The organism is Bacillus sp. FSL H8-0492, assembly GCF_038006145.1.
Taxonomy (GTDB): Bacteria; Bacillota; Bacilli; order Bacillales; family Bacillaceae_G; genus Bacillus_A; species Bacillus_A mycoides.
Window position 1 is genome coordinate 2,499,602 of record NZ_JBBOUP010000001.1, and the last position, 11,295, is coordinate 2,510,896.

13 protein-coding genes are annotated in these 11,295 nt (G+C 34.3%); 9 read left to right on the forward strand and 4 right to left on the reverse strand.

Translation table 11 applies throughout. The features are described from left to right. Positions 1–24 precede the first annotated feature (24 nt). Together MHH66_RS12955 and MHH66_RS12960 are read left to right on the forward strand one after the other, a co-directional pair. A complete protein-coding gene (locus MHH66_RS12955) occupies positions 25–522 on the forward strand; it encodes a GNAT family N-acetyltransferase (protein ID WP_002013093.1) in 498 nt (165 codons plus the stop codon). A 164-nt stretch (positions 523–686) separates the two neighbouring features. Next, on the forward strand, positions 687–1,223 hold the full coding sequence (locus tag MHH66_RS12960; RefSeq protein ID WP_002013095.1) for a DUF1697 domain-containing protein: 537 nt from the start codon (positions 687–689) through the stop codon (positions 1,221–1,223). A 41-nt stretch (positions 1,224–1,264) separates the two neighbouring features. Here the strand turns inward: MHH66_RS12960 and MHH66_RS12965 are convergent, their stop codons facing one another. Continuing rightward, a complete protein-coding gene (locus MHH66_RS12965) occupies positions 1,265–1,666 on the reverse strand; it encodes a hypothetical protein (protein WP_078185610.1) in 402 nt (133 codons plus the stop codon). A gap of 209 nt (positions 1,667–1,875) precedes the next feature. On the opposite strand from MHH66_RS12965, the gene MHH66_RS12970 reads away from it, so the two are divergent. Continuing rightward, positions 1,876–3,045 (forward strand): ParM/StbA family protein, encoded by a 1,170-nt coding sequence (locus tag MHH66_RS12970; RefSeq protein WP_002013097.1) that lies wholly within the window; start codon positions 1,876–1,878, stop codon positions 3,043–3,045. A gap of 11 nt (positions 3,046–3,056) precedes the next feature. Next, a complete protein-coding gene (locus MHH66_RS12975; protein ID WP_002085171.1) occupies positions 3,057–3,392 on the forward strand; it encodes a hypothetical protein in 336 nt (111 codons plus the stop codon). Between the two features lie 280 nt (positions 3,393–3,672). Here MHH66_RS12975 and MHH66_RS12980 read toward each other — a convergent pair whose 3' ends face one another. Beyond that, a complete protein-coding gene (locus MHH66_RS12980) occupies positions 3,673–4,530 on the reverse strand; it encodes an alpha/beta fold hydrolase (RefSeq protein ID WP_078185609.1) in 858 nt (285 codons plus the stop codon). Between the two features lie 236 nt (positions 4,531–4,766). Here MHH66_RS12980 and MHH66_RS12985 point away from each other — a divergent pair, with 236 nt between their 5' ends. After that, complete coding sequence (locus MHH66_RS12985; protein ID WP_063219086.1) at positions 4,767–5,693, forward strand: NADP-dependent oxidoreductase; 927 nt, start codon at positions 4,767–4,769, stop codon at positions 5,691–5,693. A 73-nt stretch (positions 5,694–5,766) separates the two neighbouring features. On the opposite strand, the gene MHH66_RS12990 is transcribed toward MHH66_RS12985, so the two are convergent. Then, positions 5,767–6,195, reverse strand: coding sequence for a cell wall hydrolase (locus tag MHH66_RS12990; RefSeq protein WP_002013108.1), 429 nt, complete (start codon positions 6,193–6,195; stop codon positions 5,767–5,769). A 159-nt stretch (positions 6,196–6,354) separates the two neighbouring features. Here MHH66_RS12990 and MHH66_RS12995 point away from each other — a divergent pair, with 159 nt between their 5' ends. The 4 genes from MHH66_RS12995 (at position 6,355) to MHH66_RS13010 (ending at position 10,177) form a co-directional block, all read left to right on the forward strand. After that, complete coding sequence (locus tag MHH66_RS12995) at positions 6,355–7,269, forward strand: acetamidase/formamidase family protein (RefSeq protein ID WP_063219085.1); 915 nt, start codon at positions 6,355–6,357, stop codon at positions 7,267–7,269. Between the two features lie 119 nt (positions 7,270–7,388). Next, positions 7,389–8,096 carry a response regulator transcription factor gene (locus MHH66_RS13000; protein ID WP_002032499.1) on the forward strand — a complete coding sequence of 236 codons (708 nt, stop codon included), beginning with the start codon at positions 7,389–7,391 and terminating at the stop codon, positions 8,094–8,096. Further along, positions 8,093–9,076: a sensor histidine kinase gene (locus MHH66_RS13005; RefSeq protein WP_078185608.1), complete on the forward strand. Its 984-nt coding sequence runs from the start codon at positions 8,093–8,095 to the stop codon at positions 9,074–9,076. The genes MHH66_RS13000 and MHH66_RS13005 overlap by 4 nt, the downstream gene beginning before the upstream one ends. A 201-nt stretch (positions 9,077–9,277) precedes the next feature. Next, positions 9,278–10,177 carry a LysR substrate-binding domain-containing protein gene (locus MHH66_RS13010; RefSeq protein ID WP_002168251.1) on the forward strand — a complete coding sequence of 300 codons (900 nt, stop codon included), beginning with the start codon at positions 9,278–9,280 and terminating at the stop codon, positions 10,175–10,177. Between the two features lie 76 nt (positions 10,178–10,253). Here the strand turns inward: MHH66_RS13010 and MHH66_RS13015 are convergent, their stop codons facing one another. Beyond that, positions 10,254–11,243 (reverse strand): aldo/keto reductase family protein, encoded by a 990-nt coding sequence (locus tag MHH66_RS13015; protein WP_063219083.1) that lies wholly within the window; start codon positions 11,241–11,243, stop codon positions 10,254–10,256. Positions 11,244–11,295: the final 52 nt, after the last annotated feature.

Genomic DNA, 11,295 nt, shown 5'->3' on the forward strand with positions numbered 1-11,295 from the left:
CTTGAAGGAATGGGAGAGTTAAGCATGAACATACATACAGGAGAAATACAATTAGTGCCGTATAAGGAGCAATATAAAGAGATAATACAATCATTTACTTTACCAAGTGAACAAGTTCAATTTACGGCGAATCCAGGTGAATTACTGGAGAAAGCGAAAAATGATCGAACGAAAAATGTAGTTGTTATTTTAGACTATAACGGAGTACCTGTCGGTGTATTTATATTACAAACAGGTGACAGAGTACAGGAGTTTACAGAAAATAAGGATGCTATACTTTTAACTTCTTTTTCTATTAATCATAATAAACAAAATAAAGGATATGCTAAAAAATCATTGGCGTTATTACAAGACTTTGTAAAATATTATTATCCAGTAAAAAATGAAGTGATTCTTGCTGTAAATGAAAAAAATATTCCGGCACAAAAGTTATATGAGAAAGTTGGATTTCAAGATAAAGGGTTTAGAAGAATGGGACCAATTGGACAACAATTCATATTACATTTACCTATAACGAGATAATGAGATAACAAAGCTTACTCTTTAAAAAAATCATGTAGTAAGTTTTTTAATTTGAGATATTTTCCGTACATGATATGTTAGATGTATTAAAGTAAGTATTCGAGAAACATGAAGGTGCAAAACAATTCGCTTGTTAAGCATGTAAATACGTGAGGGGTAAGCATATGACAATTTATATTGCACTACTACGGGGAATTAATGTAGGTGGACATAAAGTAATCAAAATGGCAGATTTGAAAATAATGTTTGAATCAATAGGGTTAAAAAGAGTGAAAACATATATTCAAAGTGGAAATGTAGTGTTTGAGTCAGAAGAAGAGATAAGCTTTTTAAAGGAACGAATTGAATGTGAAATTAAGAACGTTTTTGATTTCAATGTTCCAGTCATGTTACGAGCAAATGATGAATTTATTAATATTATTAAAAAGTGTCCTTACGAGACCCATTCGTTATTAGAAGGAGAAAGTGTACATGTGGCCTTTTTAGCTAATCCACTTTCTGAAGAAGACAGTAAGCGGTTACTTATGTACAAAAGTGACATAGAAGATTGCCATATCGAAGGAAGAGTAGTGTATTTATTTTTCAAAAAAAGCATTCGGAATTCTAAACTAATGAACCAGTTTCAAAAATTACATACGCCAGCTACAGTAAGGAACTGGCGGACTGTGAATAAGCTGAAAGCAATAGCAGAAGGTATTTAAACATAAAAAAGTGGTTTTCTGCATTTAGAAAACCACTTTTTTTATTTATATTGTTTTGCGACAATGAGTTCAACGATAGGATAAATAAAAAATGAAGAACAAAGTGCGATAAACAGAGGTAGGTTCTTTATTTCATCGAGTAATAGGGATGAAAATCCTTCAGAAAATATTAAAATAAGAAACATCACACACATAAGTACAAAATAAGAAATTTTAAAGCTTTTATAGGTAATTTGTTGTCCCATCTCATCTTGACTTTCTTCCGATACTCCGTTTGGATTTCCCCATGTAATATGATTTATTAAATTACTAAGTATTAAAGAGGCAGCGAAAATAGTCCCGCCCAAAATTGAACCTTCAGTTATGTATTTGTATGTGCCATGTACAAGTATAGCGATTAAAGATAAAGTTATGATTACAAAAATAATTTTTTTAGTATTCAATATATAATTGCACCTCCACTTTTGTAAAAAACTCTTTACATCCATAGTATAAAATTGGAAAAGTTTTATGTCAAATATTTTTTACATATGAAGTGAATGTTTATGATGTTTTGTTTAAAGGATGAAGAAAAAATTACATTACATTTGAATGTAAAAGAATGGGCTCGCATATATTTGGAAGGGATGTCAGATTAATTTAGGGGGTAGTTATGTCTATTCTTTTAAAAGCTGGTGCAGATGCAGGAAATAATGGTTTGAAGTTAATGGTGAAAGGGCAGGAACCTATTTTTATTCCGAGTATTTATTCCTTATATATAGGTGAGTCTACGGGGTTGTTAGATGAGGGTGAAGTTTCATCGTCAGAATTAGAGAATCACATTGATGTGACCATTAGTTCTCCATCGCTAATGTTAAATAATGTACGATACATCGTTGGAGAAAAAGTGATTCAAGATCAATTAAAAGGTACTGAAGTGGAGAAAAAATCAAATAAATCTACTGATGAGTTAATGGTCATTACAATCCTTTCAGGTTTAGCGATAAGTGCTATGCGTCAAAGCCCTACTTCAAGTCATATTAATATTCGTTATGATTTATCTGTTGCTCTTCCAATGCAACTTATTACACAGGAAATTGCTGCTGAAAATGCGAAACGGTATATGGGTAATCACAAGGTCATATTCCATTATCCAAATGGACGCGATGTTACGATTAATGTTTCTATTGAGTTTTGTAAATGTCTACCTGAAGGCGCTTCTGGGACGTGGGGGATTGTATATGATGAGGAAGGAAATGTTGTGAAACATAAAATAGAATGTGAACAAAATCAAGTTTCAGAAATTGATTTTGTAGATAAAACTTTATTGTCTTTTGATATTGGCGCGGGGACAACGGAAGAAGTTGTTTCATTAGGGGTAAATTTCCGTCCGCAATTAAGTAAAGGATTATCGTACGGTGTAAAAGAAACGTTACTACAAATTATTACGAGATGGAATCGGAAATATCCTACGAAAACAATTGATAGCATTACAGAATTTAACCAAATTTATTTAAATGAAAAGCACCCAAGAAATGCATTGTTAGTTGAGGAATCGCAGCCAGCATTTTTAGGTTTAGCAGCACGTGTCGCAACGGATATTATTAACAAAATTGATGATATGAAAGACGATCCATATGTATTTATTTATGGTGGGGGCGCAGTTATTATTAAAAATAGCTTAAAAATGATTTTGAAACAAAAAGGACGCTTGAAAAATGTGATCTTTGTAGATAACCCGTTATTCACCAATGCTCGTGGGTTATTAGTATATACATGCTCGCCAAAATATAGAGAGCATAAGCAAAAAGAGTTAGGGTTTACAAACTTAACGATAAGTTAGTTGGTGGAAGTATGCGATCTAGGCGATATAAACGTGGTGATCGAGTGAAAATTAACATTAATAAATCAGTATCGCCTGAAATGATTGCTTGGCTTAATAAACAATCTAATCCAACTAATTTCTTTTTCTTTGCGGCCCAGCAATTATTTAAACAAGTAGGAGATATTGATGTATCAAAAACCTTGCCAAGTAGCCATGTTTTTTCTTTATATATAGAACCATCATCTCTATTAAAAGTTGAAATGAATCCATTTAAACACGTACCACTAGAAAATAGTAAATCCACCGAAAATGTAAAAAAAAAATCGTGGGAATCTGTTGACCAGTTAGATTGTCCATTTTTTTAAGCATAGAAAAATATAGGTAGAGCCCATCACTATACATACGAATGCAGTGATGGGTTTTTGATATTGTATCGTAATCTTTATAAAGTGAAACTATAATCAGTGGGGGTTTTGTTCATCCCCCACTGATTATTAGCCTTCACCAATCGGGCGTTTACGGGCAGTTTATCTCCCGTCTAATTTCTTTGCTTCAGCTGAATTTTGAGGTGGGAGTTTTACTGCCCACAAATAGCGGGATAAATAGAAGGGGCAAAACAATTTGTGCCCCTTCTAATAGTTGTTCTTATCTTATACAGGATATATGTTCTGAAACTGCTTTAATAATTTTATCCCAGTCATCGGGATGAATCTCGTGCCCTGTACCTTCAAGGGATAATAGCTTTGAGTTCGGAATTTCATCAATAAGTGCGAGTCCATGTTCAAGTGGAAGAGCTGTATCGTCCGTACCATGAATTACTAAAGTAGGTACTAGTAACGACTTTAGTATACCTTCATAAGAATCATCACCTGTAAGGAGGGCGTGATTAAACATACTTAATAGATTGTTAGCACGTTCTATTTCTTGCTTTACTTGTTTTAAAGTTCTTGCTTCATCAAATATACGCTTTGATCCACAGAGTAGACGTGATCCTGTAATTAAATATTTCGCTATAACATCTTTATTTGTCCAATCTAAATTTGCACCATTAGCATGATGTGTCAAAATTCTTTCATCCATTGGAGGCAAATCACGAGTATTGTTATCAGATCCAATAACGCTTGTTGCTAGTAATGTTAAGGTCAAAATTCTTTCTGGGTGTTTTACTGCAGCAATTTGAGCAATCATACCTCCTAATGACATGCCCAAAAGGTGTGCCTTGTCAATATGATACGCATCGAGTACTCCGATTGCATCCTCAGCCATGTCTGCTACAGTGTAATTGGAAGTCCCAGGCTCATATGTAATAGAGCGACCAACATCACGGTTATCATAGCGAATGACAAATCTTCCTGTGCTAGCTAACCTTTCACAAAATTCTTCATCCCAATAAACCATTGAACACGTAGCTCCCATAATTAATAATATTGCTGGGTTATTAGGATTGCCAAAGCTTTCTGTACATATATCGATACCGTTTACTTTGAAAACTTGTTCACTCATAGCACACTCTCCGTTTCATTTAAAGGTCATTAATAAATAAAGAGAAATATAACTTTGGGTGTTTCTTAGGCGTAAATTAGATTGTATTTAAGTGAAATAAATGTTTTTTGCACTCATGATGCTTAATTAGTAGAGTAGCATAAATATCACCTCCTAACATATTTATTGTCATCCAAGGCGGAAAATTTTGAAAAATAATTGTTTGTTATTACAATAAACAACAAGGAGGAGAGGAAATGAAAGCAATTGTTATTAATCAATATGGTAGTGTTGAAGCATTACAAGAAAGACAAGTTCCTAAACCAGTTGTTAAATGTAATGAAGTATTAATACGTATACACGCAACATCTGTCAATCCTGTTGATTGGAAAATAAGAAAGGGAGACTTACAAGAAAAGTTGCGATTTTCATTTCCAATTACATTAGGATTAGATGTTGCTGGAATAGTTGAAGAAGTTGGAGAAGATGTGAATCATTTTAAAATAGGAGATAAAGTGTTTACGAAACCTGAAAATACAGGGAAAGGTTCTTATTCTGAATACATTACAGTGAAATCAAATTTAGTAGCGCAAATGCCTAATAATCTTAATTTTGAAGAAGCAGCATCTATACCTCTTGCAGGACTTACAGCTTGGCAAAGTCTTGTCGATTATGCACAAATAAAAGAAAATGACCGAGTATTAATTCATGCTGGAGCGGGCGGAGTAGGGAGTTTTGCAATTCAAATCGCAAAATCATCTGGGGCTTTTGTCGCAACAACTGCAAGTAGTAAAAATGAAGAGTTTTTAAAGTCTTTAGGTGCTGACCTTGTTATTGATTATAAAAAAGATAAATTTGAAGAGCTACTATCAGATTATGATATTGTGTTAGATACAATCGGCGGAGAAGTACAAGAAAAAAGTTTTCAAATTATTAAATCTGGTGGTGTTCTAGTTTCTATCGTTCATGAACCACGTCATGAAGTAAAGGCCATAAAATCAGGGTTTTTATGGTTGAAACCAAGCGGGAAGCAATTGGACGAATTATCTGTTTTGATTGAGCATGGAAAAATTAAACCTATCATCAGTAAGGTTGTTCCGTTTAATGAAGAAGGAATTAGAGAAGCTCATATTTTAAGTGAAAGTCAGCATGTTAGAGGGAAAATTGTAATTACGATGGAATGATATTTACATAAATATACGAGTGGTGACTATATGAGATGAAAATAGTCACCACTCGTATATACTATAATTTTTGCTATCGTGAATACATTTTTGGACATTCATCACCACTTGGTTCGTAAAAGCAATGGCTTTTAAATTGCCCTGCAAACGGCTGATTATACCATTCGGGTGGACAAGCTCCAACTGGACGGAAATACCAAAGAGCCCATCGTGCTGGCCAGCGCCATTCACCTTGTAAAACTTTTCTTGCGATTTCTTTTTCTGATTCACGGGCACGTTGATAAAAGTAACCGTATTGAACTGCTTCGAATCCGCCAGGGCTTTGATATACTGCATCACGCACAGATCGAAGTTGTTTGAAATCTAAGCAATCACAAAATACACGGTTTACTACAACACATCCAACAAGTTGTTCACCTTGTCGTCCTTCGCCCTCAGCTTCAGCACGGATTAAACGTGCTAGTAAATCAACGTCACTTTCGTTGTATGGAATAAGGGGCATTGTAATACCACCTTTCTTTACCTGTTATAGTAAAGAGTGTATGTTTCAAAATGAGCTAAGTGCATTTTTCTTGAAAATAACTACTAATTTTAAAAAGGAGCTTATGCAGATAAAAGCTAATTATTATATAGAAGATAAAAACGAAAAAGGAGAGGTACTATGCATCGTATTCATAAAGAACATATCATTTACGCAATGTCACCAGAAAATAATCCATGTATTGAAGTAGAAATTGGGAGCCGTCTTGTATTTGAAACATATGATTGCTTTGAAAATCAAATTGATTCTAAAGATGTTGAGTTTCAAGAGTTAGATTGGAATCGAATTAATCCAGCGACTGGACCTGTATATATTAAAGGCGCAGAACCTGGCGATATTTTAGTAGTAACGATTGAAAAGATTAAAATTGTCGAGCAGGGTGTTTTAACTACAGGAGCGAACCTTGGTGTAATGGGTAATGAGCTAAATGAAAATACAGTGAAAATTGTTCCAATCCAAAATAAACATGTAATATTTTCGGATGAACTACAAATACCAATTAATCCGATGATTGGTGTCATTGGCTCAGCCCCTAAAGAAGACAGTATTTCATGTGGTACGCCGCATGATCACGGCGGGAATATGGATTGTAAAGAGATAAAAGAAGGAACAACATTACTATTACCAGTCAATGTCCCTGGGGCACTATTAGCGTTAGGCGATTTACACGCTGCGATGGGTGATGGTGAAATTGGTGTTAGTGGAGTAGAGGTTGCTGGTGAGGTAACTGTAACTGTTCAAATTATAAAAGAAAAGAAATGGCCATTACCGATGGCTATCCAAAAAGAAAAAATGATGACGATTGCTTCCGAGAAATTGTTAGATGATGCAGCGAATCGTGCTGTACATAATATGGTGACATTTTTACATGAAGAATTAGAAATGTCTAAAGCTGATGCAACTCTTTTATTATCAGCAGCAGGTAATTTGAAAATTTGCCAAGTTGTGGATCCACTAAAAACGGCGCGGATGGAACTAGGAAGGGAATATGTGGAGAAGTTAGGATTTTCTCTAAATGAATTTCATATTAAATAAGAAAAATAGAAAAGGATACTTTTGTATAAAAGTATCCTTTTCTATTTTACGGATTTTGTGAAAAGAGGTAGTATTTATATAAGTATATTTGAGATTGTGGATCAAAAAGGAGTTCAGAGATGGTTAAAATTATGATTGTTGAAGATGATATAAAAATTGCGGAGCTATTATCAACATATGTTGCGAAATACGGTTACCAAGGAATTATTGTAACGGATTTTCAAAATGTGTTAGACATATTTTTAGAAGAACAACCGGAGTTAGTTTTATTAGATATTAATTTACCAAGTTTTGATGGTTACTATTGGTGTCGTCAAATTCGCGGGGTTTCCACATGTCCGATTTTATTTATTTCGGCCCGTGAAGGTACGATGGATCAAGTTATGGCGTTAGAAAATGGTGGCGATGATTTTATTCCGAAGCCGTTTCATTATGAAGTTGTAATGGCGAAAATTCGTAGTCATTTAAGACGTGCTTATGGAGACTATGCACCGAAACTAGAAGAACGAATGATTGAGCAACAAGGTCTTAGTTTATATCCCGAAAGACTTGTATTAAAACTTAGGAACCAAGAGATTGATATAACGAGAAACGAAGCCATTTTATTAGAGATGTTAATGAAAAACTATCCGCGTGTTGTGAGTAGGGAAGTATTATTAAATAAATTATGGGATAGTGAATCTTATGTTGATGATAATACATTAAGTGTAAATACAACACGTGTGCGTAAAAAGTTAAAAACGTTACAAATTGAAGGAGCAATTGAAACAATTCGTAGTGTTGGATATAGATTACATATTACTTGGGATAATGGTATGGAAAAATGATAAGGTTATTTATACGTGATCATATACCACTTATTTGTTTTACTGCGATCCAACTACTAGCCATATTCTTAGTTTATTGGTTTGATGGGCATAATCATATTTCAACGGTATTATATGCAATGTTTTTAGGTGCTTTTTTTATGGTAAGTTATTTAGTATTTCGTTATTTTACACATCGTTCTTTTTATGAACGTTTAGCAAATCCGTTGCAATCTTTGGATGAATCTGTTCAAAAATCTGATTTTGCAGTTTTATCTACTGCTCTCCAAGATTTGCTCGAAGTACAATATCGACATTATCAAAATCAGCTCCAGTTACAAGAGAGGAAAAATAATGATCATTTAACCTTTATGAATCAGTGGATTCATCAAATGAAAACACCTTTATCTGTAATAGAATTAATTACACAAGATGAAGTGGATTCACGTTTTGAAAGTATTAATGAGGAAACAGATAGGTTAAAAAAAGGGTTAGAGATGGCACTGTATGTCGCACGTTTAGAAGCATTTACACAAGATTTTTATGTAGAAAGAGTACAACTACATAAAATAGTGAATGATTCCGTGCATGAACATAAACGCTTTTTTATTCGGAATTTTGTATACCCAGAGCTTGAAATTGATAAGAGTATTACTGTAGAAAGTGATGCGAAGTGGTTACAATTTTTAATTGGACAAATAATATCGAATGCGATTAAATATTCATCAGGTAGTAGAGAAAAGATTAAAGTGAAAGCACGTAAGGAAGGTAATACAGTTGTACTTGAAATTACCGATAGTGGCGTAGGGATACCGAAGCAAGATTTACCAAGAGTATTCAAACCTTTCTTTACAGGAGAAAACGGTAGAGATTTTAAAGAATCAACTGGAATGGGGCTCTATCTTGTATATGAAATTACGAAACAATTAGGACATAGTGTAGGAATCCATTCAGAGGTTGGTAAAGGTACCGTTGTACGAATTATATTTTTTAATGTGTAAATAAGTGAACTAGGCTAAAGAACTTTGGAGATAAGTTTTTTAGCCTTGTTTTGTACCCTTGATAAAATTAGAGAATGAAATAATATATACCTAAGAGAAGCAAAACGAACCTGATAAGAATAAATGAAATACTAGATACATAAACACTTTTTAATAATAAAATAGAAACTTTATTAGTTGTAACTGATAAGGGGGATTGAAATGGATATTCGTAAAATGAGATATTTCATAACAGTGGCAGAAGAATTAAACTTTAGTCGTGCAGCAGAGCGTCTTATGATGGCACAACCTCCTTTAAGTCAAGAAATTCGTAAATTAGAAGAAGAATTAGGAGTTCAACTTTTTCATCGAACAAAAAGAATGGTTGAACTTACGGATGCTGGAAAAATATTTTTAGAAGGTGCGCGGCAAACATTGCTTCAAGTAGATAGAACTATTAAAGAAACACAGCTTGCGGATGAAGGGAAGATAGGACATTTAATAATCGGTTTTGTCGATTCTACAGAAACCGTAATAGACATATTAAAAAAATTTCGAGAACGTTTTCCTAGAATACAGCTTATATTACGCGAGATGACAACAGACCAGCAAATAAAAGCGCTATATGAAAAACAAATTCATATTGGATTTATTCGTTCCAAGCAAAATAATGAAATATTAGTTTCCGAAGTTTGTTCTGAGGAATGTTTAAAATTAGTTTTGCATGAAGAGCATCCTTTAGTTTCGTTACGTAACATTTCAATCAAATCATTAGTTGATGAACCATTTATTTTATTTCCTCGTCATTTCGGTACAAATTTTTATGATTTAATTATTAGTTACTTTTGGGAACATGGAGTAAGTTTGAATATTGTTCAAGAGGCGATCCAAATGCAAACGATTGTGAATTTAGTTGCAGCAGGAATGGGGATTTCTGTCGTTCCATCATCGGTGGAAAGCTATAAAAAATCGGGTGTCATGTATAAAGACATTCAAGAAAATACACCGAAAATAAATTTATATGTTGGATGGAGACAAGATGAAAAGTCTGTCGTGTTAGAGAACTTCTTAACAGTTGTTAGAGAGGTTTATGCGACTTCACAATTTGAATTTGAAAAGTAAAAGCCCATCTTGATAGGATGGGCAGTGGAAATTTGGAAAGGGAAACTTCTATTTTTATTTTAAAGTCACTGAAGATTCAACCTGTTTTACTCGGATCGTACTCAGCGAAACCTTGTAGTATATTATCAATCTGATCCATAATTTCAGGTTGCAATTTAACACTAGAAGCAATTACGTTTTCTCTTATTTGCTCCGGATTTGAAGCGCCAATAATTGCAGAGGAAACAGCTGGATTTTGTAGTACCCAAGCAACTGCGAGTTGTGGTAGGGTAAGATTAGTTTCTTGCGCGATGGGATTGAGTTTCTGAATTGCAGTGAGTACATCATCACTCATCCAACGTTGCACGAGTTTGTGGAAAAATGGTTTACCAGCATCTGAATTAGCACGTGATTGAGTCGGCAAGGGTTTACCAGGTTGATATTTTCCTGAGAGAATACCTTGTGCAAGGGGAGACCAAACAACTTGACCAAGCCCCTCACGTTGACATGTTGGTATTACATCAGTTTCAATAACACGCCACAACATCGAATATTGAGGTTGGCTAGCGATAAGTGGAATGTTCAATTCTCGTGCAAGTGCTGCACCGCGGGTAATTTGTTCTGATGTCCATTCACTTACGCCTAAGTAAAGGACTTTACCTTGTCTTACAAGATCAGCAAAAGCTAACATCGTTTCCTCAAGGGGAGTTGTTGAGTCAAATCTATGTGCATAATAGACATCAATGTAGTCTGTCTGCAACCGCTGTAACGATGCATTGCAATTTTCTATAATATGTTTTCTCGATAATCCACGATCATTTTTTCCAGGTCCTGTCGGATGGCATACTTTTGTACATAGTTCTATGCTTTCTCGGCGTATACCTTTCAAAGACCGGCCAAGTACTTTTTCGGCTATAGTGTCCGAATAAACATCAGCAGTATCGAACGTAGTAATTCCGACATCTAGTGCGGCTTTCACACAATCATTTGCAGTATCTTCGTTTACTTTTCCACCATGGTTAATCCAGTTCCCATATGCAATCTTACTTACTGTTAATCCACTGTTTCCTAGTTTGCTAAATTCCATTGTAGTATCCTCCTTTTAAAATGATATCTTTATTATAAGAACTGAAATGTAA

Coding starts and splice junctions, on each gene's coding strand:
- MHH66_RS12955 (WP_002013093.1), top strand. CDS start 25: ATGAACATACATACAGGAGAAATACAATTAGTGCCGTATAAGGAGCAA.
- MHH66_RS12960 (WP_002013095.1), top strand. CDS start 687: ATGACAATTTATATTGCACTACTACGGGGAATTAATGTAGGTGGACAT.
- MHH66_RS12970 (WP_002013097.1), top strand. CDS start 1,876: ATGTCTATTCTTTTAAAAGCTGGTGCAGATGCAGGAAATAATGGTTTG.
- MHH66_RS12975 (WP_002085171.1), top strand. CDS start 3,057: ATGCGATCTAGGCGATATAAACGTGGTGATCGAGTGAAAATTAACATT.
- MHH66_RS12980 (WP_078185609.1), bottom strand. CDS start 4,530: ATGAGTGAACAAGTTTTCAAAGTAAACGGTATCGATATATGTACAGAA.
- MHH66_RS12985 (WP_063219086.1), top strand. CDS start 4,767: ATGAAAGCAATTGTTATTAATCAATATGGTAGTGTTGAAGCATTACAA.
- MHH66_RS12990 (WP_002013108.1), bottom strand. CDS start 6,195: ATGCCCCTTATTCCATACAACGAAAGTGACGTTGATTTACTAGCACGT.
- MHH66_RS12995 (WP_063219085.1), top strand. CDS start 6,355: ATGCATCGTATTCATAAAGAACATATCATTTACGCAATGTCACCAGAA.
- MHH66_RS13000 (WP_002032499.1), top strand. CDS start 7,389: ATGGTTAAAATTATGATTGTTGAAGATGATATAAAAATTGCGGAGCTA.
- MHH66_RS13005 (WP_078185608.1), top strand. CDS start 8,093: ATGATAAGGTTATTTATACGTGATCATATACCACTTATTTGTTTTACT.
- MHH66_RS13010 (WP_002168251.1), top strand. CDS start 9,278: ATGGATATTCGTAAAATGAGATATTTCATAACAGTGGCAGAAGAATTA.
- MHH66_RS13015 (WP_063219083.1), bottom strand. CDS start 11,243: ATGGAATTTAGCAAACTAGGAAACAGTGGATTAACAGTAAGTAAGATT.